This is a genomic window from Pseudomonadales bacterium (genome assembly GCA_024234165.1).
GTDB lineage: Bacteria > Pseudomonadota > Gammaproteobacteria > Pseudomonadales > UBA5518 > UBA5518.
In genome coordinates this window covers 23455-47820 of sequence record JACKOP010000003.1, presented here as the reverse complement: position 1 = coordinate 47820, position 24366 = coordinate 23455, and the positions used below count along the sequence as shown (strand labels likewise).

Here is a 24366-nt window from a genome sequence, read left to right as displayed (position 1 = left end):
TTTCGCAGATGACCCAACGCAGCTTCACGATTCGCCCTCCCCCACGCTGCGATACGCCTGTTGCGGTGAATTGGGTGTGTCGGGCAAGGTCATTTCGATGCGTTTCTGCACCAGCAAAGGGCGCACATAGTATTGGCTGATGGTTTTCGGGTTGCGCGCCAGCAGCAAGGCCAGTTCCTCTACTGTCCAGGCGCGGACTTGGCACAGATCAGCCACCAGCTCCCGAATCTCATCGGGCGGGTGGCGCTGGCCTATGCTGCCGGTGCGGGCCGCCAGATGGCCTAGCAGTTCGTTCAGTAGCACATTGCGAGCGGTTCTGTCCAGCTTACCCGGCAAGTCTTCCGAGTTACCCGATAAGGCCGTGAACTTACCCGATAACCCGTCCAGGTTACCCGGTAAGCCCTCCGACTTGCCAGATAAGGGATCGAACTTGCTGGATAAGCCGCCCGCTTCCCCGTTCTTTCCTGCATGGCCATCGATCAGCCTTTCGGTCGGCTGATACCAGGTGGCCGAGCCGCGCCCTTGCTGGCTAAACAACCCGGCATCGCGCAGGCGGCGCAGGGCGGCGCTGGCGGCAAGGGTATCGATCTTGTTCAGGGCGCGATAGGTGGCGTTGTCGATGGCCCCGGCTTCCCGCGCTACTACGAGGGCGCGGGCTTCTTCGTCGGTGAGGTGCAGATCCTTGAATCGAGCCAGCCAGCGGATATCGTCTTCGCCCAAAAAATGGTGGAAAAGGAATTGGGCGACGAATTGGTCTTGCCCGCGGTCGGATTCAAACAGCGGCGGTGCCAACCCGGCCTCGTCCATGCTTTCGCGGATGGCGCGGATACCGCTGCCCTTGGTTTCGGCAAAGCGGGTTTCGTGCAGCACGGCGGCGATGGCCGGGTTGCGCGGCATGGAGCCGGGTTCGCCCAGATGATCCGGCAATTTCAGCGAAAAGCCGGGGTTGCGGATTTCCAACCGGTTGGCGTAGCGGATGACTTGAACCGGCGCATGCACGCGGTAACTGCGGTGCATAAGGGCATTGACCAGCGCCTCGCGCAGGGCGCGCAGGGGGATGACGGGTTTGTCGTTGCGTTGCAGTTGGCCTTCTTCCAGCCCGAAGGCTTTGGGCAGGTCGTCGAGGATGGCAGCCTGGGTACGGCGCAGCAGCGTAAATAGTGGGGCGCGCAGTTCCACCGTGTCGAAACGGCGTTCGGGATGGGGCACCCACTCGCGCCCGGGAACGCGGATGTAGTCCACCCGCGTCATCGGGAAACTGCGCCGCAGGGCGACGGGCTTGCCGAACAGTAACAGACCGGCCACGGTGGGCTTCCAGTTTCCGGCCGCGTCGCGCCGAACGGCGTTCAGGGCTTGCAGCAGTTCGATGTCCGGCCAACGCAGTTCTTCGGCGTCGGGGTTGGCTTCAGCCCTGGCCCGGCGGTAATCGGCGATGGCGTTTTCGTCGAGTTCATCCAGTGCGGCGTCGGGCACGAGGCCGACATCGAAGCTTTCGCGCTGGCGCGATTGGTAAAGGGTTTCAAGATCGTCTTCCGTGCAGCGTTGGTCGGTGCTGCCGATGCGACGGAAAGCCCCCTTGGGTAGCCCGGTAGCCTTGAAATAGATGGGCTTGTCCTGTGGAGTGGCCTCCGGCACGAAGACCACGATGACGACTTTGCCTTCCAGCGTCTCGGTGCTGATGTCCTGACGCAACGGAATGTTAAAGGCGGTGGCGCATTGGCTAGCCAGATCGGCGCTGAGTTTGTCCGGGTTGGTGATGCCTTGCACTTCATAGTTCGGAAACAGCGCCAACTCTTCCCGTACGACACCCAACAACAGCCAGCCGCCGCCGAGATGGGGTTCGTTGGCGAAGGTGCAGATGGTTTCGAGCGTGGATCTGCCCACGTCTCGCGCCAGCTTGGCTTCGATGCGTTCGTTTTCGTCGAGCAGGGTCAGGCTTTGCAGCAGCTCTTGGGCGTTCATGATGTCGATGCTCCATAACCCAGCCCCGCCAGCTTGTCGCGGATGACGGCATCCAGTTCCGCGCCGCGCGCCATCTGTTCGGCCAGTTGCGCGGTCAGGCGTCGCATCTTTTCGTCGAAGGCTTCGTCGTCTTCGTCCTGCACCTCCGTGCCGACATAGCGCCCCGGCGTGAGGACGTGGCCGTGCTTGCGGATTTCGTCGAGGGTGGCGGATTTGCAGAAGCCGGGGATGTCCGAATATTCGCCCGCGTCGGCTTCGCCGCGCCATGCGTGGTAGGTGGCGGCGATTTTTGCGATTTCGGTGTCGGTCAGTTCGCGCCGGGTGCGATCCACCAGCGCGCCGAGCTTGCGTGCGTCGATGAACAGCACTTCACCGCGCCGGTCGCGTAGCTTGGTCTTCTTCACCAGCCCGTTGCTGCGGTCTTTCGCAAGAATCCACAGACAAGCCGGAATCTGCGTGGAGTAAAACAACTGGCCGGGCAAGGCGACCATGCAATCCACCGCACCGGCTTCGATCATGGCGCGGCGTATCTCGCCTTCGCCGCTTTGCTGCGAACTCATGGAGCCGTTGGCGAGCACCACGCCGGCGAAGCCATGGGGCGCAAGGTGGTGGAAGATGTGTTGCAGCCAGGCGTAGTTGGCATTGCCTACCGGCGGCGGGCCGAATTGCCAGCGCACGTCCTCGCGCAATCTGTCGCCACCCCAGTCGGAGATGTTGAAGGGCGGGTTGGCGAGGATGAAGTCGGCCTTGAGGTCGCGTAGTTCGTCCTTGTGGGAGCTGCCTTCGTTGTTCCAGCGGATGTCCGAGTCGATGCCGCGCACGGCGAGGTTCATCTTCGCCAGCCGCCAGGTGGTGTAGTTGCTTTCCTGCCCGTAGATGGCGATGTCGCCGATGCGCCCACCGTGTTCGGCGACGAATTTCTCGCTCTGCACGAACATGCCGCCGCTGCCGCAGCAGGGATCATAGACACGGCCCTGGTACGGCTCCAGCATTTCGACCAGCGTGCGCACCACGGAGCGCGGCGTGTAGAACTCGCCGCCGCGCTTGCCTTCGGCGCCGGCGAACTGGCCGAGGAAGTATTCGTAGACGCGGCCGAGCACGTCCTTGCTTTTGTCGTTGCCTTCGTTCAGCGCGATGCCGGAAATCAGGTCGATCAACTCACCCAGCATCACCTTGTTGAGCGCGGGACGGGCATAGTCCTTGGGCAGCACGCCTTTCAGGGATTCGTTGTCCTTCTCGATGGCGCGCATGGCGTCGTCGATCAGCGTGCCGATGCGGGCTTGCCTGGCATTGGCTTGCAGGTGCGACCAGCGCGCTTCCTTCGGCACCCAGAAGATGTTGTCGGCTAGGTACTCGTCCTTGTCCTCGGCGGCAGCGGTATCCTCGGCCAACAATTGCGCGTGGCGGGCCTCGAAGGCGTCGGAGATGTACTTGAGGAAGATCAGGCCGAGCGCGACGTGCTTGTAGTCGCTGGGTTCCATGTTGCCGCGCAGCTTGTCGGCGGCCTTGAACAGCTCTGCCTCGAAGCCGAGCTGACCTTGTTTTGAAGCTGCGCCGTTGTTGTCGTTCCGTGCCATCGTGTCCTGTCCTATGTGCCTGCCGGGTCGTTCAGCAAGACCAGAAATTCCGTTGCCAGCGCTACCGGCTCCACGCCGTGACCGTCGCGCTTGAGCTTGACCAAACCGTAGCCTTCCATCATCCGCAGCGAGCGCGACAGGTTGGGCACGCGCCGCCCGGAGAGCGCCGCGAGTTCCGTCAGCGACTTGGGCCGCTGGTCACGGATCAGACGCAGCAGCGCCCGGTTGTCCTCGGACAGCACTGCCGCCATCGTCGCCATCGACGGAAACCAGACCGAGGGCTGGCCCCGGCCAGTGGCCGGATGGCTCCGTTCTTCGGGGCGGCGAATACCAACGGTGCAGCGCTTCATCGCAGGTGGTCGGTCGGATGGAAGATGAACACCAGCTTATCAGGCTGGCATACAGGCAGGGGACCGCCCTGCAGCAGTTTCTGCTTGGCTTCCGCGCCGAACAGCGCGTTCATCGTGCTCCCGATCACCCCTGCCCACGGCATCCCGGCCCGGAGCCTGGCGAATACCGGGGATTCGGCCAAGAAAAAGGCCAACCCGGCAGAGTTGGCCTTGAATGTGTGGTGGAGGACAATAGGCAGCCGATTGCTGTCCCTCCGACCACCTAGCAGGAGTTCACCACATGCCCACACGCTTCGAACTGGCCAATGCGATCCGTGCGCTCAGCATGGATGCCGTACAGAAGGCGGAGAGCGGTCACCCGGGTGCACCCATGGGGATGGCCGACATGGCCGAGGTCCTGTGGAACGATTTCCTGGTCCACAACCCGGTCAACCCGCACTGGTTCAACCGTGACCGCTTCGTGCTGTCGAACGGCCACGGTTCCATGCTGCTCTACGCGCTGCTGCACCTCAGTGGCTACGACCTGCCGTTGTCGCAGTTGCAGGCGTTCCGCCAGTTCCACTCACAGACCCCGGGCCACCCCGAATACGGCCATACCCCCGGAGTCGAGACCACCACCGGGCCGCTCGGCCAGGGCCTGGGCAGCGCGGTCGGCATGGCGCTCGCCGAAAGGATGCTGGCGGCGCGGTTCAATCGCCCCGGTCACGCGTTGATCGACCACCACACCTACGCCTTTGCCGGTGATGGCTGCCTGATGGAGGGCATCTCGCACGAAGTGTGCTCGCTGGCGGGCACCCTCGGGCTGGGCAAGCTGATCGTGCTCTATGACGACAACGGCATCTCGATCGACGGCCGGGTTGCCGGCTGGTTCACCGACGATACGGCAAAGCGTTTCGAAGCCTATGGCTGGCAAGTGATCACTTCCATCGACGGCCATGACCCACGGGCGATCCGGGACGCGATCACGACTGCACGCGAGGACGCTGCACGGCCCAGCCTGATTCTCTGCCGCACCGTGATCGGCAAGGGCGCACCGAACAAGCAGGGTAGCGAGCATGTGCACGGCAGCCCGCTCGGTGCTGCCGAGGTTGCCGCTGCGCGTGCCGAGCTTGGCTGGAACCACCCGCCGTTCGAGATACCGGCAGAAATCTACGCGGGCTGGGACGCCAGGACACGCGGCGCGGCGGCCGAGACAGCATGGCAGCAGCGCCTGGACGCCTACCGTGCGGCGTTTCCGGAACAGGCGGGCGAACTCGAACGGCGCATGCGCGGTGAATTGCCGGCAGGCTTCGAGCGTGCTGCAGCCGATTACGTGCGCGCCTGCCAGCACAAGGGTGAGACCATCGCCAGCCGCAAGGCATCCCAGAACGCGATCCAGGCGCTGGCGCCGCTGCTGCCCGAACTCACCGGCGGTTCGGCAGACCTTGCCGGCTCGAACCTCACGCTGTGGAAGGAGGCTCGCAGCGTGTCGGGTGCGGATGCCAGTGGCAATTACATCCACTACGGTGTGCGTGAATTCGGCATGGGCACCATCATGAGCGGGCTGGCATTGCACGGTCTGCGTCCATTCGGCGGCACCTTCCTGGTGTTCATGGAGTACATGCGCAATGCGGTACGCCTGGCGGCGCTGATGCGCCTGCCGGTCATCTACGTGTACACGCACGATTCGATCGGTCTGGGCGAAGACGGCCCCACGCACCAGCCGGTGGAACAGATCGCCAGCCTGCGCGCGACACCGCACCTCTCGACCTGGCGTCCGGCAGACACGGTAGAGACGGCCGTCGCCTGGCAGCAGGCGATCCTGCGTGCCGACGGTCCTACCGCGCTCGTGCTGTCGCGCCAGAACCTGCCGCACCAGCCGCGCAGCGACGAGCAACTGGCCGCGATCCAGCGCGGTGGCTACGTGCTGGTCGATTGCGCCGGGACGCCCGAGACGATCCTGATTGCCACCGGATCGGAGGTGGCGCTCGCCGTGGCTGCAGCACGTACATTGAGTTCCAGTGGGCGGCGCGTGCGGGTGGTCTCGATGCCGTGCACGGATCGTTTCGAGGCGCAGGATGCGGCGTACCGTGAATCGGTGCTGCCTGCGGCAGTCCGGGCACGGGTCGCGATCGAGACGGCGCACGCCGACTATTGGTACAAGTTCGTGGGGCTGGACGGGCGCGTGGTTGGCATGCACGATTTCGGCGCCTCGGCGCCGGCCGGCGTGCTGATGAAGCATTTCGGCTTCACCGAGGAGCACGTGGTCGCGGTGGTCGAAGAACTGCTGGCCAGCAGCCGCGGTAGATGATTGCCGTGAGCGGCGAGCACGCGGACTCGCGAACCTCGCCGCAAGGATCCCGCGGCTTGGGTGCGCGGGCTGCGATCAACGGCTACGGCCGCATCGGCCGCTGTCTGCTGCGCGCTGCGCACGAGCGCGGACTCGCGGGACGGCTCGACATCGTCGCGATCAACGAGCTCGCAAACCTCGAGACGATGGCCTACCTGACCCGCTACGATTCCACGCACGGACGCTTCCCGGGCCGCGTGGAATGCAGGGGCGGCATGCTCGATATCGACGGCTGCGCGATCGCCGTGAGCTCGCATGACTCGCTGGCCGAACTCGACTGGGCGCGGCACGGCATCGATCTGGTGTTCGAATGCACCGGCGCCTTCGGCTCACGTGCCGATGCGATGCGGCATCTCGCGCGCGGGGCGCATCGCGTGCTGTTCTCGCAGCCCGCCGATACCGATATCGACGCCACCATCGTCTATGGCATCAATCACCGGACTCTGGATGGCAGCGAGCGCGTGGTCTCGGCGGCCTCGTGCAGCACCAACTGCATCGTGCCGGTGATCGACACGCTTGCGCGCAGCTTCGGCGTCGAGTGCGGCGTGATCACGACGATCCACTCGGCGATGAACGATCAGCCGGTGCTCGACGCCTACCATCACACCGACCTGCGCAAGACGCGAGCGGCGCTGCAGTCGATCATTCCGGTCGATACCGGGCTCGGCGCCGGAATCGGACGCATACTGCCCGCGCTCGCGGGACGTTTCGAGGCGCAGGCGATGCGCGTGCCAACGCTCGACGTCTCGGCGATCGATCTCTCGGTGGTGCTCGGCCGTCGGGTCGGGGTGCACGATGTGAACACGCTGCTCGCCGAGGCGGCGGCGGGAGCGCTGGCCGGGATCCTCGGCTACACCGAAGAACCGCTCGCGTCCTGCGACTTCATTCACGACCCGCGTTCGGGCATCGTCGATGCCTCGCAGACCCGTGTCAGCGGAGACCGGCTGGTCAAGCTGCTGATCTGGTTCGACAACGAGTGGGGCTACGCCAACCGCATGCTCGATGTCGCGCTATATTGGGTCGAGGCGGCCCGTACCGGGTCGCAAGCGCTGGCTGGAGAACAGGGAGCATGAGCGTGAAATTGATGACCGACCTCGATCTGCGTGGCAAGCGCGTGCTGATCCGCGAGGATCTCAACGTGCCGGTGAAGGACGGCCGGGTCAGCAGCGATGCGCGGATCGTCGCCGCGCTGCCGACGATCCGCCGGGCGCTGGACGCGGGCGCACGCGTGCTCGTGATGTCGCACCTCGGGCGACCGAAGGCCGGTGCCAGCGACGAGGAAAATGCTGCGTTCAGCCTGGCGCCGGTCGCCGCACGGCTCGGCGAACTGCTGGGTCGGCCGGTGCCGCTGCTGCGCGACTGGCTCGACGGTGCCCAGATCGAGCCTGGCGCACTCGCGCTGGCCGAGAACGTCCGCTTCGTGAAGGGTGAAAAGCAGGACGACGAAGCGCTGGCACGGCGCATGGCGGCGTGGTGCGATATCTATGTGATGGACGCGTTCGCAACCGCACATCGGGCCGAAGCGTCCACTCATGGCGTGGCGCGTTTCGCACCGATCGCCTGCGCCGGTCCGTTGCTCGCGGCCGAACTCGCGGCGCTCGGCAAGGTGTTGCGCGCTCCTGCCCGTCCGCTGGTTGCGATCGTCGGTGGCTCCAAGGTATCGACCAAGCTCACCGTGCTCGACACGCTGGCGGCGAAGGTCGATCACCTGATCGTCGGTGGCGGCATCGCGAACACCTTCCTTGCAGCCGCGGGCCTGCCGATCGGCAAGTCGCTGGTCGAGGCCGACCTGCTCGATGAGGCGAGGCGGCTGATGACCCGCACCGAGATCCCGTTGCCAGAGGATGTGGTCGTCGCGACGGCGCTGGCAGAGGACGCGGTAGCAACCGTGAAGAGCGTCACGGAAGTGGGCGCCGACGAGATGATCCTCGACATAGGCCCGCGCACTGCTGCCCGATTTGCGAAGCTGCTCACGGAAGCCGGCACGATCCTGTGGAATGGTCCGCTCGGGGTGTTCGAGATCGAGCAGTTCGCTGGGGGTACCCGTGTGATCGCCGAGGCGATCGCCGCCAGCAACGCGTTCTCGCTCGCTGGCGGTGGCGATACGCTGGCTGCACTCGAGAAGTTCGGGGTCGGCGAGCGGGTATCGTACACGTCGACCGGCGGCGGTGCGTTTCTCGAATACGTCGAAGGCAAGCAGCTTCCTGCGGTCGTGATTCTGGAGAGCCGCGCTGCTTGCTGATCCGGTACGCAACGGCACGGAGGACGCGATGACGACGATCGACGGTGTCTCACTGACGCCGGAGCGGCTGCACCACTTTCACCCGTTGACACTCGTCGCGGAGAAGCACTTCGATCGACTGCTCGAAGGCGCGGCGGTGGTGCGCATCGAGAAGGGGCGCTTCCTGTTCCGCAAGATGCCGCAGCCCGGTACGGCGTATTTCATTCTCGAGGGAGCGATCGAGGTCCGCGAGTCCTTCGAGAAGCGCACGCTGGTCGAGGCAGGAAGTCACCAGGCGCGTTTTCCGCTCGAGGATCTGTACCGCAACGGCGCGTCTGCGCGCGCGCAGACCGACGCCTGCGTGCTTACGCTGCGCCGCGACGTGATCGACCGCCTGATGGCCAGTGCCGACGAAGCGAGCTTCGATGTGGTGCTGGTCGCGGAGGTCGACGAGCGTATCGAAGAGGCGCGTTTCGACGACGAGTATTCCGAGGACTGGATGGCGCGGCTGCTCGACTCGCCGCTGATGTCGCATCTTTCCGCCGCCAACATCCAGCGCTGCTTCATCGAACTCGAGCGCATCGCATTGCGTGCCGGCACCGACGTGGTGCTTGCCGGAACGCCAGGTGATTACTTCTACATCCTGCTCGAAGGCGAGGCGCGCGTGATCACCGGCCGGACAGGCCCTTTCGCAGGCCAGAGTTTCGATCTGGTTCCCGGTGACTATTTCGGGGAGGAAGCGTTGGTCGCCGACACGATCCGCAACGCGACGGTGCGCATGGCGAGCGACGGCGTCGTCGGCCGGCTGGATCGCGCCCAGTTCGACGCGATCTTCAAGTCGTCGCTGGTGCAGACGATCGATCTCGCGAAGGCGAAGCGCTTCCTGGCCAGTGCGGGAATCGGTTTCGACGTGGTCGACGTGCGCTTTCCGGCCGAATACCGCTGTGGTCATGCCGACGGCAGCAGCAACATTCCGATCGTTGCGCTGCGCAAGCGCCTGCGTGAACTCGACCGCAGCCGCACCTGTCTGGTCACGCCCGACGGCGGCAGGCGCAGCGAGCTCGCGGTGTACCTGCTGCGCCAGGCGGGGTTGAATGCCTACCTGCTCACCGGCTGAGGGCGAGCCTGCGCTGGGTGCGTTGTCGTGCCGTGCAGCCGTTGGGCCAGCCCGGATTTCTCACAAGTGCCCCGGCGGCGGGATCGGGACTGCTCGCCCAAGGCAAAGGCGCGCGAGATGCGCGGCAGGTCGAACAGCGCGGAGGTGACGCGCACCTTCTCGCACGCGGTGTCAACCACGATGCTGCACTTCATGTTCAGCCACTCGGCGCAGTTGTTGAACTGGTACCCAAAAGAAAATTCCGTATACCCAACCTTCATAGCTACCCAAACCGCCCCTTCGTTTTAGTGCGCCGCCATCACTCAGTTCATATTCCGCTGTGTGCAAAATTCTGCCCGCAAGCTGCCCTTATGATCAATTGAATGGACAAAACTTGACCGAATACCAACACCATGACATGGTGTGCAAAATTTTGGACATGAAAAGACTTCATGTTCATTCGAATGAACAAACAGGTATAACCGTGCCCCGCCAAAGAAGCTACTCCAGAGTCACGCACCTGGCGCTCGCTATGCTCGGCAAGCTGATCCGCGTCGGCCGGGCCGAACGCGGCCTGACCGCGCAGGAACTGGCGGACCGCGCCGGCATAAGTCGCACCACCCTTTCCAGCATCGAAAAAGGCGCGTCTGGCCCTGAGATCGGCATCGTCTTTGAGGTTGCCTCACTCGTCGGCGTGCGCCTGTTCGACTACGACGAGCGCACACTGCAGATGCACAATGCCCGCCTCGACGAAAAACTGACCCTGCTACCCAAGAGCGTCCGCCACGCCGTGAAGGATGTTGATGATGACTTCTAAGGCGGATGCGACAGAAGCTTTTGTCTGGATGTGGCTGCCAGGAGCTATGGAGCCGGTGGTGGCCGGCCGCCTCGACCAGGATGGCGAGCGCCTGCTCTATACATACGGCGCCAGCTACCGGCGCCGTCAGAGCGCCATTCCCATCTACGAGCCTGAACTTCCCCTCCAGGAGGGCGTCATTGCGCCCATCAACGGCCTGTCGATGGCCAGTTGTATTCGTGACGGCTCGCCGGATGCCTGGGGCCGCCGTGTCATCATCAACAGGCTGACGGGCAAAAAGCCCGACGCTGCCGGCGTGCCGGAGCTTGGCGAGCTGACCTTCCTGCTCCAATCGGGTTCCGACCGGATTGGCGCCCTCGATTTTCAGGCATCGGCCACAGAGTATGTCCCCCGCCTTACCGCACAGGCCTCCCTGGACGAGCTCATGGAGGCGGCTGCCCTCATCGAAAAAGGCGTCCCCCTGACCCCGGCACTCGATCAGGCCATCAAGCATGGCACGTCGATTGGCGGGGCGCGCCCCAAGGTACTCGTTGATGACGGCGCAAAAAAATTCATCGCTAAATTCTCGGCAGCCAACGACACCTACAGCGTCGTGAAGGCCGAATTTATCGCGATGAAGCTGGCAGCCGCCTGCGGACTCGATGCCGCACCCGTGTCGATGATTCGTGCTACCCATAAGGATGTGCTGCTTATCGAGCGCTTTGACCGCACGCACACGAAGGATGGATGGACGCGCCGCGCCATGGTCTCGGCACTGACCATGCTCGGGCTCGATGAGATGATGGCCCGTTACGCCTCCTACGAAGACCTCGCCGAACTCATCCGCCACCGCTTCACTGAACCCAAGGCCACGCTCAAGGAGCTCTACGGGCGGATCTGCTTCAACGTGCTGTGCGGCAACACCGACGACCACGCCCGCAACCATGCCGCCTTCTGGGACGGCCGGATGCTCACGCTCACGCCTGCCTATGACATCTGCCCGCAAGGCCGCACCGGCAACGAAGCCACGCAAGCCATGCTCATCAAGGGTGGGGGCCGTGCCAGCACGCTCGCCACTCTGCTTGCCGCCGCGCCGGATTATCACCTGAAGGAGGCCGAAGCCAGCGCATTGATCGAACATCAGGTCACAACCATGGCTCACCTCTGGCAAGAGGTCTGCGACGAAGCGGAGTTGAGCCCCGTAGACAGCAAGCTGTTCGCCGGGCGTCAGTTCCTCAACAGCTACGTCCTCGACGGCCTCGATGATCACAAGGCGCTGCAGGACGCATTCCGCGCCGCACGCGACACGCTGATCGTCAGTGGAGGCGCTTAAGAATAACAGCGCCCAGGCAGCTCAAAAGACGTGCATGGCCAGGGGCTTTTCTCCGGTCCCTCGGCCATGAGCCATGGGCTGCCGGCGGTGGAGGCGGAGTTACCGCTCTCGCTGACCTTCGATCACCGCGCCGTGACCGGCGGCGAAGCGACGCTCATCGCACGTGGCGCCCCATGCCCAGATCGAACGGGAATGCCGAGCGTGGCGAATCACGCTCCTCCTCGATCGGTTCGAGAGTCAACGATGACGCGAAGCTCGAACGCATGACCTTCACGTACTCGTCGAGCACGTTCTGCGCCGAATAGCGATCGCTGAAAGGACCTTCGACGGTGCCTTCCCGGGTCTGGAAATACCACCGGCCGTTGGATTCGAAAGCCCGTGAACCGCTGCGCAACCAGCTCCGCCGGGTGTCGGTATCGTTTTCGCGTTTGTCCGTCATGGCCGCTGTCTTCGTGGCTGCCCGTATTGCTTCGAGCTTAGTCGCCGCGACGGCAGCGGTGCAGTGCCTGCTGTGAACCCCGTCACGTTTCCGCGCACGAGTGGTGCAGCGCAGGCAGACGTTTCAGTTCAGATTGGGATCCTTCCAGAATTTCGTGCCCTGGATCGTCGCCTGCAGCGCCAGCCCGGCCTCGGTGATCTGGTAGACGCGAATGCCATCGAGCAACAGCTCCCCGCCGACCGCACCGCCCTGGCCACCCGATTTGGCTGCAGCGTCCGCCTGGCCGCCGACGTTCAGGCCCTGCTCGATGAAGCGTTCCATGATGTGGCGTTTCTCGAACACGTAGACGGCGCGGTAATCCTTGACCCCTGCACCGAGGCCGCCACCGAGCGCACCCATCTGCATGTACGTGTGCGCGCCGCTGGTGTTGTCCACGACTACACCATAGCCCTGCCCCACCGAGGCGAAGATCAGGTACGCATTCCAGTTCGAGAAGACGGCGTAACCAGGAGCGTTGTTGACCGCCTGTTGGGCGCCGGGATTGATGCGATACAGTTCGGTCAGCACTTCCTTGCGCATGTTCTCGACATGGCGTCGCTTGTCGTCCTTGGTCTGACCGGAAGCCAGGCAGCCGCTCAGAACGACCGCGGCCGCGAGCAGGATCGTCGCAGTTCTCATGGAAAGCTCCTGGAAGATGAAAGCCGCGGCCATTGTAGACGCATTGGTGCGGGGGCGAAAACCGTGCCGATGACAGCCTCTGATGGCTGCATTAGACTCGGGTTCCGTTTCATGCAGTGATGGTTCGTGGCGTCCTGGGGGACCGAGCGCACCGGAACCGGAGGTATTCCATGGCTTTGATCAGTATGCGCCAGTTACTGGACCATGCAGCCGAACACGGCTACGGCGTCCCGGCGTTCAACGTCAACAACCTCGAGCAGATGCGCGCGATCATGGAGGCGGCCGACGAGGCATCGAGCCCCGTGATCGTGCAGGCCTCGGCCGGAGCACGTAAATACGCCGGGGCGAATTTCCTGCGTCACCTGATTCTCGCGGCCATCGATGAGTTTCCGCACATCCCGGTCTGCATGCACCAGGATCACGGTGTGTCGCCCGCGATCTGCCAGCGCTCGATCCAGCTCGGCTTCAGCTCGGTGATGATGGACGGCTCGCTCGGCGAGGACGGCAAGACCCCCACCGATTATGCGTATAACGTGCGTGTCACGCGCGAAGTGGTCGCGATGGCGCACGCCTGCGGCGTGTCCGTCGAAGGTGAGATCGGCTGCCTGGGTTCGCTGGAAACCGGCACTGCGGGCGAGGAAGACGGCATTGGTGCCGAAGGCCAGCTGAGCCATGCGCAACTGTTGACAGACCCGGAGGAGGCGGCGCGCTTCGTCCGGGACACCGGCGTCGATGCGTTGGCGATAGCGATCGGCACCAGCCACGGTGCCTACAAGTTCACGCGCAAGCCGACCGGCGACATCCTCGCGATCGGGCGCATCCGGGAGATCCATGCACGCATCCCGAACACGCACCTCGTGATGCACGGCTCCTCGTCGGTGCCGCAGGACTGGCTGGCGATCATCAACGAGTACGGTGGGGAGATTCCCGAGACCTACGGAGTGCCGCTGGAGGAGATCCGCGAGGGTATCCGCAACGGCGTGCGCAAGGTCAATATCGATACCGATCTGCGCCTTGCCTCGACCGGTGCGATCCGCCGCTTCCTTGCGAAGAACCGGGCGGAGTTCGATCCCCGCAAGTACCTGAAGGAAACGATGGTCGCGATGAAGGCGATCTGCAAGGAACGCTATGAGGCCTTTGGCGCTGCGGGCTGGGCCGGCAGGATCACGCCACTTTCGCTCGAGGTGATGTATCGGCGCTACGCCAGCGGTGAACTCGACCAGAAGGTCGACTGAGCCTGCGATGGAAGAACAGCAGCCGGCAGCGGCGAACACGGTGTTGCATCGTTTCGATCCGACGCTGGTGCGCGCCGGGCTGCGACCGCTCGAGTTCAGCGGTGCCGACCCCGCAAGCCGCCCTGAAGCCGACTATTTCGCTTATTACGGCATCGATTTCGAGAATCACGTTGCAGGTGTGAGGCATCACTTCGGCGCCCTCGCGGCCAACGGCTTCACGATCGCGTGCCATTTCTACGAGCAGCAGGACGCCCGCGGCACCTGCGTGCTGCTGCACGGCTATTTCGATCATGCAGGCCTGTACGGGCATCTGATCGAACATTGTCTGCGCAGGCACTACAACGTACTGATCTGGGATCTGCCGGGGCATGGCCTGTCGGACGGTCAACAGGCGAGCATCCACGACTTCGACGACTACACCGACGTGCTTGCGGCGGTGCTCGACCATCACGGCAGCCGGCTGACCACACCGTTGATCGCGATTGGCCAGAGTACCGGCGCCGCGGTGCTGATGAGCTGGGCGTTCCGCAAGTGTCATGCGCCAGAGCAGCGTCCGTTCGAGCGCATCGCGCTGCTGGCCCCGCTGGTGCGGCCTGCCCGCTGGCGTTCGGTGCGGCTGCTGCATTCGACGCTGAAGCCTTTTCGCAGTGGCGTGCGGCGCAAGTTCATGGCCAATTCCACCGATTCGCAGTTTCTCGAGTTCGTGCGCACGGATCCCCTGCAGAGCCTGGTTCTTCCGGTGCGCTGGGTGAGTGCGATGCGCGCATGGGTACACGAATTCCGTACCCACCCCGTGAGCGACCTGGCGCTGCTGGTCGTGCAGGGAACGCACGACGAGACGGTGGACTGGCGCTGGAACCTGGAGATGATCCGCCAGAAATTTCCACGCGCCGACGTACACATGCTCTACGGAGCGCGCCACCACCTGGTGAACGAGGCGCCGCGCACCCGCGAAGCGGCCTTCGAGGCGCTCGGGCTGGATTGAGCAGGGCGTACATGAAACAGCTGATACTGCTGCGTCACGCGAAGTCGGGCTGGGCCGACGGGGGGCGGGATTTCGATCGTCCGCTCAGCGCGCGCGGTGAACGCGATGCGCCGGAGATGGCGGCGCGGCTCGCGGCGCGTGGCTTCCGCCCGCAACTGATCGTGGCCAGCGGTGCACGCCGGGCACTGACCACGGCGCAGAAGATGGCTGCGGTGTTCGACTACCCGCTGGCAGATATCGATATCGTCGATGCGCTCTACGAGGCCGGCGAGCAGACCTGGATCGCGCAGATCCGTGCATTGCCGGTGCGCTGCACTGCCGTGTTGATGGTTGGGCACAACCCCGTGATCACGGCAGTCGCGAACCGCCTGTGCCCGTTGGCGCGCATCGGGCATATGCCAACCTGCGCGATGTTGTGGCTGCAGTACCCGCCTGGGGTCGGCGCGTGGCCTGATGTGCTGCAGTCGGTGCCGGCGCACTGGGATTTCGATTGTCCGAAGCGGCCGCCGACGGTCAGCTAGCCGCCACCGCTTTCCTTGTGGCCACGACTCGGCGATTGCTAGTATGCAGCTCGCTTTCTCCCGGGCCATTCCATGTTGCATCCGGCACTGCAACGCGAACGCAGCGCGGTTGTCGCCTATCTGAGCACCTGTGCGCAGCGTTGGCGTGAACTGCTGCCGCTGCTCGTGGACGATGCCGGAGTCGAAGTGCTGCACGACTTGCGCGTACAGCTGCGGCGGGTGCGATCGGCGTTGCGTGCCTTGGACGGCGCGCTGCCGGTCCCCGAGGCGGCGAGCCTGGCGGTCGAATGCCAGTGGCTGGCGGGTCGCGGCAGCGGGCTGCGCGACGTCGATGTATTTCTCCAGCGTCTGGATGACTATCGGGGTGGCGATCCCGATGATGGCGTATCGCTGGCGCGTCTGCACAAGGCGCTGGCGCGCCGGCGCCGCCGTGAACGGCGAGCGTTGCTCGCCTCGCTCGGGACCGGTCGTGCCAGGCGGTTGCAGGAGCGGCTCGGGACACTCGCAGATCTGGCAGTCGACGCTCCCGGATGGGCGGGCGAGCCGTTCGCTGGCGCCGTGTTGCGGCGCGCCTACCGGCGCGTACGCCGCCTGGGCCGACGCATCACGCCCGAGTCCCCGGCCGAGGACCTGCACGAGCTGCGCAAGCGCTGCAAGCGTTTGCGCTACCTGCTCGAGATGTACGCGGCGGCCTTCGATGCCACCGAGCTGACAGACACGCTGCGCCGTCTGCGCAAACTGCAGAAGGTGCTCGGCGATTTCCAGGATTTTCACACTCACGCGGCGCTGCTGCGTGAGCTGCGTGTCGAATGGGCGAGTGCCCCCTCGGCCGCCGTTGCCTCACTGGCGCTGATCGATCGCCTGCTGGGCGGGCTGGCAGACCGTGCCACGGCGGTACGCTCACAGTTTGCGAGCCGCTTCGCGCAGTTCGACGGGCGCAAGCGCCATGCCGCACACCAGCGCCTGTTTGCATCCGATCCCGCACTGGCGCCGCCGATGCTGGGCAGCGGAGGCTACTGCCATGGCTGGCTGACCGGGCGAAGGATCCCGCTGCCCGTAGGCAAGGTGGTGTGCGTGGGGCGCAACTATGCTGCGCACGCTGCAGAACTCGGCAATCCGGTGCCCGCGGTGCCGTTGCTGTTCATCAAGCCGGCGTCGGCGGTGGTCGATATGGCGCCGTGGTTTTGCTTGCCGGTGGATCGTGGCACGGTACACCACGAACTCGAGATCGCCGTCCTGATCGGGCGTCGCCTGTGCCACGCGGAGCCGGACGAGGTGCGCGCGGCGATCGCAGGCCTCGGGCTCGGCCTGGATCTCACGCTGCGCGAGGTGCAGGACCGGCTCAAGTCGCAGGCGCACCCGTGGGAGATCGCGAAGGGCTTCGATGGTGCGTGTCCGCTGTCGGCATTCGCCCCGCTTTCACCCGACATGGATCTGGGACGGCTCGAATTGAGCCTTGGCGTCAACGGAACACGGCGCCAACGCGGCAACAGCGCGCAGATGCTGATGCCGATCGTCGACCTGCTGTGTTACACGACGCGTCACTTCAGTCTGTGGCCTGGCGACGTGGTGCTGACCGGCACCCCGGCTGGCGTTGCGGCGCTCGCGCGGGGTGATCGTGTGCTCGCCGAACTCGACGGCCTGCTCAGCGTTGATGCCGTGGTTCTGTAGAGTGCAGCGCCGCACGCTTCGCGGCCTTTCGCGACAGCCCGTTCCAGGAGGTTCAATCCCTGTTGCCGGACAGTCGCTGCCACAGCCAGCCGCCGCCGCTTTCACGACCGCTCAGCACATACTCCATGACATTGCTGTTCTGCAGCGTCAGTTCGAAGCGCCGTCGTGTACCGTCGGCACCAGCCAGCAGCAACTGGTCACCGGGCATCAGCGCGAACTCTGGCGGTGGCAGCAGTTGTGGCTTGCCGTTGCGTTCCAGCAGTAGTGCCACCATGGGGATGCTCTCGCTGCGGTCCACGTTGTCCAGCATCAGTTCGCCCAGATCCACGGGGCGTGCCTGCATCAGACGGCGATGTACCGCGCCTGCGTCGCGCACATTCAGGCATACGCTCCAGACTTCGGGTACGCGATCGGGGCACACGGCCTGCAGTCTTGCCGCCATGCGTGCACTCCACGGTTCATCGCGTTCGCGCAGCAGGCGCAGGAAGCGCGCCAGCATCGGTGTGGTCAGGATGGCAAGACACTCTTCGGCCACGATGCGGCTGGGTACCATGCAGAAGTCGCCGATGAAGGCGTCGAACAGGGAGCTGTTGGCGGCGAGATTCTGGCGTGTGACGACGAACAGCTCGGGGTTGAGTTCGCGCGCGGTGATCGCGATCGCCAGATTGCTCACGTCATCGTCGCTGCCTGCCACGATTCCCCGTGCATCGCGCACACCGGCGGCTTCGAGGGTCGCTGCGTCGGCCCCCCGGCCCCGGATGCCATTGACACCGTTGTCGGGGTCGGCATGGGGATCGACCACGGTGACGCTGGCGCCGGTTGCCTCGAGGTTGCGCACCACGGCCTGACCAAAGATGCCGAAGCCGCAGACGATCCAGCGCCCCTGGGGTGGTCGATGCAGTTCGGGAATGGCAGTGCCCGGCAAGCCGGTCAGCAGTTCGATCAGATGGAAGCGCTCGGGCGCCACGGCAGCCAGTGACAGGTATTCGGCAAAGCGTTCGAACGGATTGATGATGTGATCGGTGCTGAAGGATTTCATGTTGGCCGCGATCATGGCGCTGCGCGCGCGTGCCAGTACGGGGGCAGTGGGATTGAGCAGGCGTACTGCCATCGTGATCGCGAGATTGGTCGATTCGTCGTTGGTCAGTGCCAGCACCCCCTGGCAGCGACGGTGACGCAGGCCCGCCTGCAGCAGATGCTCGGGTTGGCGGGCGTCGGCTGCCAGCGCGAGCGGGTCGGTGAGGTAGCTTTCCTGCGTCACCGCCTGTATCTGCTGTTCGTCCTTGTCCACGATCACGAAGCGCTGGTTCAGGTGGTCCAGAGCCTGGCAGACCAGGCGTCCTGTTTCACCGTAACCGCAGATCAGGTAGAAGGGTTCGTTGAGCCGCTTCAGGCGTCGGATGAAGCGGCTGGACACCAGGGCGCTCTGCAGGCCCTTGTCCTGCAGGCAGGCCAGCAGCGTGACGATCACGACCGACCAGCTGATGACCAGCATGTAGATGCACGCAGTGATCCATATCCGCTGAGCATCCGAAAAGCCGCTGACCGGTTCCGTATAGCCGATCGTGGTGGCGGTGTACGTGATGAAATAGAAAGCATGAAAGAAATCGAGGGGAGGTGCGGGTTGGCCGTGGACGTCGGCGCCCGGAATCAGGGTCAATCCCAGTACTGCAATCGCATGGTTCACGATCACGAAGATCAGTGGTCCTCGCATGCGCCGCAGCAACAGGAAGAAGATCACGTCCACGTGTTGTCTCCGTCGGCGCTAGCGCCGAAGCATGACGGTTTCCACGATCAGGATGATGACGGAGACAATATTCGCAAACAGTGCGCCACCAGCGAGCGAAACCACGCTTGATGTAACGTGCGGCGTCATGCCGACTCCGGTGCCATATACGGCGACCGCCCAGGTGATTGCCGCGACGATGAGCTGGAGATCCGCGACCAGGCTGGTCGAAAGGTGCACTGCGCCGATCTGGGTTCGATCACCGAACTTGAGTGCCGTCGCGATGAAATTCACCACGATGGCAGCAAACAGTTCATACACATTGTGCAGCTCTGCATGCTCGATGTCTCCGACGAAAAAGCCGAAGTTGAGCGTGGCCGACAGGACGATGAAAAAGCCGAAAACCACCTTTTCGAAGTTCATGCGTCCCTTCTCCGGGAAATGAAAAAGCGGGGGCGGTAATGCAGCGATGTCATGCCCGCACCCGGGAGATGGGCGTACAGCAGCGCTCCGCCTGCGGGGTATACCCGACAGGCCAGAGCGTTGTCACGGCATGATCATTCCCCGAGTGTGCGGGGTGGGCTCACTGGATCAGCAGCTCGTCGAGCGAGCGGCCAGACTCCACCCATGCAGCGGCCCATTTCGGCGTGCGTCCACGACCGCTCCAGGTGAGCTTGCTGTCGGTTGGCGAACGATATTTCGGTTTGACCTTGGCGGTGCCCTTTGCTGCCTTGCCCTTGCGCTTGCCGGTTTTGGGCTTGCCGGCGGATTCCGCGGGCACCCGCTTTTTCGTCGTGTCGATATCAGCCAGACTCAGGCCAAACTCCCGCATCAGGTTGCGGATCTGCTGGATGGCCGATTTCAATTCATCCTTGCGCACCTTGTCCGCTTCGCGCTGGAGACGTGCAATTTCTTCTTTCAATTGGCCGTATTTCGTCATTTCCATCGGGTTTGTCTCGGGTGTTAAAGGACGGCGGCAAATTTTGCATAATCCAAATCGAAATAAAAGGGTCATCGCAATGAATCTGCCCTTTTTTACAATCGGTCATTCAACCCGTACGCTGGAAGACTTCGTCGTATTGCTGCGGGTGGCGAAGGTGGAACTGGTCGTGGATATACGAACCGTGCGCAGATCACGGACCAATCCGCAATACAACGATGACTCGATCACAGACAACCTTGCCGCTTGCGGTATCGGCTATGAGCCGATGCCGGAACTCGGAGGATTGCGCGGCAGGACGAAGACGGTATCGCCCGATGTGAACCGTCTATGGAAGAACCGGAGTTTCCATAACTATGCCGATCACGCGCTCTCGGCTGTCTTCTGTCGCGGTCTGGCGCGGCTGATCGCGCTGGGACACGAGCGTTGCTGCGCCGTGATGTGCGCCGAGGCGCTCTGGTGGCGTTGCCATCGGCGTATCGTGGCAGACCATTTGCTGGCGCACGGTGAGAGCGTCTTCCATCTGATGGGGCGCGACCGCATCGAACCCGCGCGGCTGACCGCGGGGGCGCATATCCAGCCGTCCGGTGCAGTGATCTATCCCGGCCGCTGATCCTGGAGACGCGGACGGAATCAGGCGTTCTTGCTGCGCGCCGCCGAGCGGTTCATTTCCTCGAGCGTGAGCAGCGAATGTGCGTAGGCACCCCCCGCCCGCATTTCGGCTGCCACCCAGATCGCTTCCATCAGCTCCTGCTCCGATGCGCCGTGGCGCAACGCTGCCCGCGTATGTCCCTTGATGCAATACGGGCATTGCGTGACGTGTGCTACGGCCACGGCGATCAGTTGCTTGACCTTGACCGACAGCGCCCCGTCGGCGAAGACCTGCTTGCTGAATGCCTGGAAGGCCGACTCGATTTCGGGTGTGAGTTCGTGGCGCTTCTTCGCGAGTTCCACGGTTGCAGCCGGATACATATCATCGGACATCGCTTTTTCTCCCTGCACGTTCGTGCTGTCGTCTGTTGGGCGATACGAGAATACGCTCCAATAGATGAATTGTGAGTACTGCTGATTGTCAATGCGTCGCGAACAGGATTAATCTTCCGGCATTCCGTCCCGTCGTGGAGTCACGACAGCTCTTCGAGGCACAGGCCACGATGACAAGTACCGAATACTACAACGACCACGTCGTGCGACTGTTCCTGCTGGCGTCGAGCGTATGGGGCATCATCGGCATGCTGATCGGCATGTACGCGGCGGCCGAGCTGGCGTGGCCAGCCCTGAATTTCGACCTGTCGTGGCTGACGTTCAGCCGCTTGCGGCCGGACCATACCTTCGGTGTCATCTTCGCCTTCGGTGGCTGTGCCCTGATGGGTACCTGCTACTACGTCGTGCAGCGCACCGGCCACACCCGGCTCGCGTGGGGCCCGGTGGCGGAGTTCACGTTCTGGGGCTGGCAGCTGGTGTGCGTGCTCGCGATGACGACGATGCCGCTCGGCATCACGCAGAGCAAGGAATATGCAGAGCCCGAATGGTTCATCGATATTCTGATGACCATCGTCTGGGTAGCCTTCGGTGCGGTGTTTTTTGCAACGCTGGCACGCCGGCGGATTCGTCACATCTATGTGGCCAATTGGTACTACGGCGCGTTCATCATCGCGGTGGGCCTGCTGCACGTCGTCAACAACCTGGCGCTGCCGGCATCGTTGACCAAGTCCTACCCGATCTACTCGGGCGTGACCGATGCGATGGTCCAGTGGTGGTACGGGCACAACGCGGTGGCGTTCTTCCTCACGGCCGGCTTCCTCGGGATGATGTACTACTTCGTTCCCCGTCAGGCCCAGCAGCCGTTGTGGAGTTACCGCTTTTCGATCGTCAATTTCTGGGCCCTGATCTCGATCTACATGTGGGCGGGTTCGCACCATCTGATGTATACGGCGCTGCCCGACTGGGTGCAGTCGGTCGGCATGGCATTCTCGCTGGTGCTGCTGATGCCGAGCTGGGGTTCGGCCGCGAACGGTCTGCTGACTTTCAATGGCTCGTGGCACCGTCTGAAGAGCGATCCGCCGGCAAAGTTCATGGTGCTCGCGCTGGTGTTCTACGCCGCATCGACCACGGAAGGCTCGCTGATGGCGATCAAGACCGTGAACTCGCTGTCGCACTACACCGACTGGACCGTCGCGCATGTGCACTCGGGCTCGCTCGGCTGGGTGGCGATGATCACGCTCGGATCGCTGTATGCGATGGCGCCGCGTGCACTGGGGCGCCCCGCGATGCATTCGCACAAGGCGATGGATCTGCATTTCTGGCTGCACACCGTCGGCACCCTGTTCTATGTCGTCGCGATGTGGATTGCCGGAGTGACCGAGGGCGCGATGTGGCGCGCGACCGAAGCCGATGGCTCGCTGACCTACGCGTTCATCGACAGTCTGCTGGCGATCAAGCCGTTATACATAATGCGCTGGTTCGGCGGCGTGCTGATCTGGGCCGGCATGTGGGTGATGGCGTGGAACCTCTGGTTCACGGCTGCGGATGCCCGCAGGAAGGTGATCGTGCCGGTACCGGTACCCATTCCCGAGCCGGTTTCGAAGCAAACCCCACCGCCGCTGCCGGCAGCGGGTTGAGGAGCGCTCATGGCTTATCGTCACTTCGAATTCATCGAGAAACACGCCGGGGTGCTCGGTATCCTGACGGCGATCATGGTGTCGCTGGGCGGTCTTGCGGAGATCCTGCCGACCTTCGTCGCCGCCAACCGGGTCAAGCTGGAGGCGAGCGGCAAGCCCTACGATGCTTTGCGTCTGGCCGGCCGTGACGTCTACGTGCGCGAAGGGTGCTATCTCTGCCATTCGCAGATGATCCGTGCACTGCGTTTCGAAACGCAGCGTTACGGTCATTTTTCCACTGCCGAGGAATCGATCTACGACCGGCCGTTCCAGTGGGGCTCCAAGCGCACCGGACCCGATCTCGCCCGTGTGGGCGGCAAGTATTCCGACGAGTGGCAGCGCCAGCACCTGATGGATCCGCGCGCGGTGGTGCCGGAGTCGAACATGCCAGCCTATCCGTGGCTGGCTACGGGCAAGATCGATGGCGCCGATATCGCGGCACGGATGCGTACGCTGCGCAAGCTCGGTGATCCGTACACCGACGCCGACATCGATGCTGCCGCGGCCGCAGTCGAGGGCAAGACGGAACTGGATGCCCTGATCGTCTACCTGCAGGGGCTTGGCATCGCCAGTGAACCGCGCCAGGCGCAGGCGGCGTCTGCGGTGGCCAGGGTACCGGTGACGGACGGGGCGCCATGAGTCCAGTCTGGGGGCACGCCGTCGGGGTGTTCATCGTCGCGATGATGGCGGTGTTTCTCGCCATCTGGGTCTGGGCCTGGTTGCCGTATCACAAGCGCACGCACGGGCGGTTGGCGCGCCTGCCGATGGAAGACACCATGGCCTCGACGGATCATTCGATTCCGCGCACCGATCAGGAGGAGCGTCGATGAGCAGCGGCTGGTCCTGGTTTGTGATCGGACTGATCGTTTTCAACCTTGGGGTGACGTTCTTCCTGTTTCTGTGGGCGCCGCGCGCCGAGGTGCCGGTATTGGCCGACGGCACGACGGGCCATGCGTGGGCCAGTGGCACCATACGCGAGGGGCTGCACCGCTTGCCGCGATGGTGGGTCGTGGCTTCCTTCGTGATGTACTTCAGTGCCTTCGGCTATCTCGCCCTGTTCCCGGGTTTCGGCAATCACGAGGGTGCGCTCGACTGGACATCCGAAAAGGAGCTGAACGCGGCAACAGTCGCCAATACCGCAAAGCTCGAACCCGTCATGCAGCGCCTCGCTGCTCTGGATATCGACGCCGTCGGCGCGGATCCGCAGGGGCGGCAGCTCGGCGAACGCCTGTTCATCGACAACTGCGCGGCTTGTCACGGTCGCCACGGCCAGGGCAACCAGTTGCTCGGCGCGCCGGACCTGGGCGACGCCGACTGGCTGTGGGGTGGCAGCGCTCAGGACGTCATGAATTCGATTCGCAACGGACGCACGGGTGCGATGCCCGCCTGGGGGGCACTCGGGGATGCGGCCGTGAAAGGCCTGGCCCAGTACGTGCTCGCCCTCTCGGGCCAGGCGCACGATGCGACGGCTGCGGCCGCTGGCGAGGCCGTTTTCAAGGCGACCTGCATCGCCTGTCACGGCCCTGATGGCAAGGGCAATCCGATACTCGGTGCGCCGAACCTGACCGACTCCGTGGGGTTGTATGGAGCTGCGGAGCAGGCGATCGAAACGTCGATCCGTGACGGTCGCCAGGGTCATATGCCAGCCTGGAACGCGCGCCTGTCCGACCAGGAGATCCACGTGCTGGCCGGCTACGTCCATCATTTGTCGCAGCGTGGAAAAGCCGCTACCCCCTGATCCCCGCCGGGGTCGCGGGGACTGGTATGCGCAACCGGTCGTCTGGCTCGGGATCGCGGTGTTCGTCGCATCGCTGGCAGGTTGCATCTGGCTGATCGTCGTCGGAGCG

Annotated in this window: 24 protein-coding genes; 15 read left to right on the top strand and 9 right to left on the bottom strand. The window is 63.9% G+C overall.

The annotated features are described in order from the left end of the window. Positions 1-24: 24 nt before the first annotated feature. Genes H7A12_09515 through H7A12_09505 form a run of 3 tightly spaced genes read right to left on the bottom strand, consistent with a single transcriptional unit; the run spans position 25 to position 3889 of the window. The gene (locus H7A12_09515; protein MCP5321045.1) at positions 25-1962 is read right to left on the bottom strand and encodes a putative DNA binding domain-containing protein; all 1938 of its coding nucleotides are present in this window, start codon (positions 1960-1962) and stop codon (positions 25-27) included. Further along, positions 1959-3539 (bottom strand): SAM-dependent DNA methyltransferase, encoded by a 1581-nt coding sequence (locus H7A12_09510; GenBank protein ID MCP5321044.1) that lies wholly within the window; start codon positions 3537-3539, stop codon positions 1959-1961. Before H7A12_09510 ends, H7A12_09515 begins: the two co-directional genes overlap by 4 nt. 11 nt (positions 3540-3550) lie before the next feature. Beyond that, positions 3551-3889, bottom strand: a complete 339-nt coding sequence (locus H7A12_09505) for a transcriptional regulator (protein MCP5321043.1) — start codon at positions 3887-3889, stop codon at positions 3551-3553. Between the two features lie 280 nt (positions 3890-4169). Here H7A12_09505 and tkt point away from each other — a divergent pair, with 280 nt between their 5' ends. From tkt to H7A12_09475, 6 genes are all read left to right on the top strand, one after another. After that, positions 4170-6179: a transketolase gene (gene tkt, locus H7A12_09500; protein ID MCP5321042.1), complete on the top strand. Its 2010-nt coding sequence runs from the start codon at positions 4170-4172 to the stop codon at positions 6177-6179. Then, complete coding sequence (locus H7A12_09495) at positions 6176-7291, top strand: erythrose-4-phosphate dehydrogenase (GenBank protein ID MCP5321041.1); 1116 nt, start codon at positions 6176-6178, stop codon at positions 7289-7291. Before tkt ends, H7A12_09495 begins: the two co-directional genes overlap by 4 nt. Beyond that, complete coding sequence (locus H7A12_09490; protein ID MCP5321040.1) at positions 7288-8460, top strand: phosphoglycerate kinase; 1173 nt, start codon at positions 7288-7290, stop codon at positions 8458-8460. The genes H7A12_09495 and H7A12_09490 overlap by 4 nt, the downstream gene beginning before the upstream one ends. A gap of 28 nt (positions 8461-8488) precedes the next feature. Further along, on the top strand, positions 8489-9556 hold the full coding sequence (locus tag H7A12_09485) for a cyclic nucleotide-binding domain-containing protein (protein ID MCP5321039.1): 1068 nt from the start codon (positions 8489-8491) through the stop codon (positions 9554-9556). A 511-nt stretch (positions 9557-10067) separates the two neighbouring features. After that, complete coding sequence (locus H7A12_09480; protein MCP5321038.1) at positions 10068-10352, top strand: helix-turn-helix domain-containing protein; 285 nt, start codon at positions 10068-10070, stop codon at positions 10350-10352. After that, positions 10342-11664: a type II toxin-antitoxin system HipA family toxin gene (locus H7A12_09475; protein MCP5321037.1), complete on the top strand. Its 1323-nt coding sequence runs from the start codon at positions 10342-10344 to the stop codon at positions 11662-11664. The genes H7A12_09480 and H7A12_09475 overlap by 11 nt, the downstream gene beginning before the upstream one ends. A gap of 154 nt (positions 11665-11818) precedes the next feature. On the opposite strand, the gene H7A12_09470 is transcribed toward H7A12_09475, so the two are convergent. Beyond that, positions 11819-12103, bottom strand: coding sequence for a hypothetical protein (locus H7A12_09470; protein MCP5321036.1), 285 nt, complete (start codon positions 12101-12103; stop codon positions 11819-11821). A 123-nt stretch (positions 12104-12226) separates the two neighbouring features. After that, complete coding sequence (locus H7A12_09465; protein MCP5321035.1) at positions 12227-12781, bottom strand: hypothetical protein; 555 nt, start codon at positions 12779-12781, stop codon at positions 12227-12229. 170 nt (positions 12782-12951) lie between these two features. Between H7A12_09465 and H7A12_09460 the strand changes: the two genes are divergently transcribed. From H7A12_09460 to H7A12_09445, 4 genes are all read left to right on the top strand, one after another. Next, a complete protein-coding gene (locus H7A12_09460) occupies positions 12952-14016 on the top strand; it encodes a fructose-bisphosphate aldolase class II (protein MCP5321034.1) in 1065 nt (354 codons plus the stop codon). Positions 14017-14023: 7 nt separating this feature from the next. After that, positions 14024-15001, top strand: a complete 978-nt coding sequence (locus H7A12_09455) for an alpha/beta hydrolase (GenBank protein ID MCP5321033.1) — start codon at positions 14024-14026, stop codon at positions 14999-15001. An 11-nt stretch (positions 15002-15012) separates the two neighbouring features. After that, positions 15013-15522: a histidine phosphatase family protein gene (locus tag H7A12_09450; GenBank protein ID MCP5321032.1), complete on the top strand. Its 510-nt coding sequence runs from the start codon at positions 15013-15015 to the stop codon at positions 15520-15522. A gap of 72 nt (positions 15523-15594) precedes the next feature. After that, positions 15595-17193 carry a fumarylacetoacetate hydrolase family protein gene (locus H7A12_09445; protein MCP5321031.1) on the top strand — a complete coding sequence of 533 codons (1599 nt, stop codon included), beginning with the start codon at positions 15595-15597 and terminating at the stop codon, positions 17191-17193. 52 nt (positions 17194-17245) lie between these two features. Here H7A12_09445 and H7A12_09440 read toward each other — a convergent pair whose 3' ends face one another. The 3 genes from H7A12_09440 to H7A12_09430 all read right to left on the bottom strand — a co-directional run bounded on the left by H7A12_09440 (position 17246) and on the right by H7A12_09430 (position 19859). After that, positions 17246-18940, bottom strand: coding sequence for a potassium channel protein (locus tag H7A12_09440; GenBank protein MCP5321030.1), 1695 nt, complete (start codon positions 18938-18940; stop codon positions 17246-17248). An 18-nt stretch (positions 18941-18958) separates the two neighbouring features. After that, positions 18959-19342: a hypothetical protein gene (locus H7A12_09435; GenBank protein MCP5321029.1), complete on the bottom strand. Its 384-nt coding sequence runs from the start codon at positions 19340-19342 to the stop codon at positions 18959-18961. Between the two features lie 160 nt (positions 19343-19502). After that, positions 19503-19859, bottom strand: a complete 357-nt coding sequence (locus H7A12_09430; GenBank protein ID MCP5321028.1) for an H-NS histone family protein — start codon at positions 19857-19859, stop codon at positions 19503-19505. A gap of 79 nt (positions 19860-19938) precedes the next feature. Here H7A12_09430 and H7A12_09425 point away from each other — a divergent pair, with 79 nt between their 5' ends. Beyond that, positions 19939-20472, top strand: a complete 534-nt coding sequence (locus tag H7A12_09425) for a DUF488 domain-containing protein (protein MCP5321027.1) — start codon at positions 19939-19941, stop codon at positions 20470-20472. A gap of 20 nt (positions 20473-20492) precedes the next feature. Here the strand turns inward: H7A12_09425 and H7A12_09420 are convergent, their stop codons facing one another. Further along, positions 20493-20843, bottom strand: coding sequence for a carboxymuconolactone decarboxylase family protein (locus tag H7A12_09420; protein MCP5321026.1), 351 nt, complete (start codon positions 20841-20843; stop codon positions 20493-20495). A gap of 170 nt (positions 20844-21013) precedes the next feature. On the opposite strand from H7A12_09420, the gene ccoN reads away from it, so the two are divergent. The 4 genes from ccoN to ccoP are packed head-to-tail and all read left to right on the top strand — an operon-like array spanning position 21014 to position 24257. Beyond that, positions 21014-22480, top strand: coding sequence for a cytochrome-c oxidase, cbb3-type subunit I (gene ccoN / locus H7A12_09415; GenBank protein MCP5321025.1), 1467 nt, complete (start codon positions 21014-21016; stop codon positions 22478-22480). 9 nt (positions 22481-22489) lie between these two features. Next, a complete protein-coding gene (ccoO, locus tag H7A12_09410) occupies positions 22490-23158 on the top strand; it encodes a cytochrome-c oxidase, cbb3-type subunit II (protein MCP5321024.1) in 669 nt (222 codons plus the stop codon). Next, positions 23155-23349 carry a cbb3-type cytochrome c oxidase subunit 3 gene (locus H7A12_09405; protein ID MCP5321023.1) on the top strand — a complete coding sequence of 65 codons (195 nt, stop codon included), beginning with the start codon at positions 23155-23157 and terminating at the stop codon, positions 23347-23349. The genes ccoO and H7A12_09405 overlap by 4 nt, the downstream gene beginning before the upstream one ends. Beyond that, entirely contained in the window at positions 23346-24257 is a 912-nt protein-coding gene (gene ccoP / locus H7A12_09400; protein ID MCP5321022.1) for a cytochrome-c oxidase, cbb3-type subunit III, read from the top strand. The genes H7A12_09405 and ccoP overlap by 4 nt, the downstream gene beginning before the upstream one ends. Positions 24258-24366: the final 109 nt, after the last annotated feature.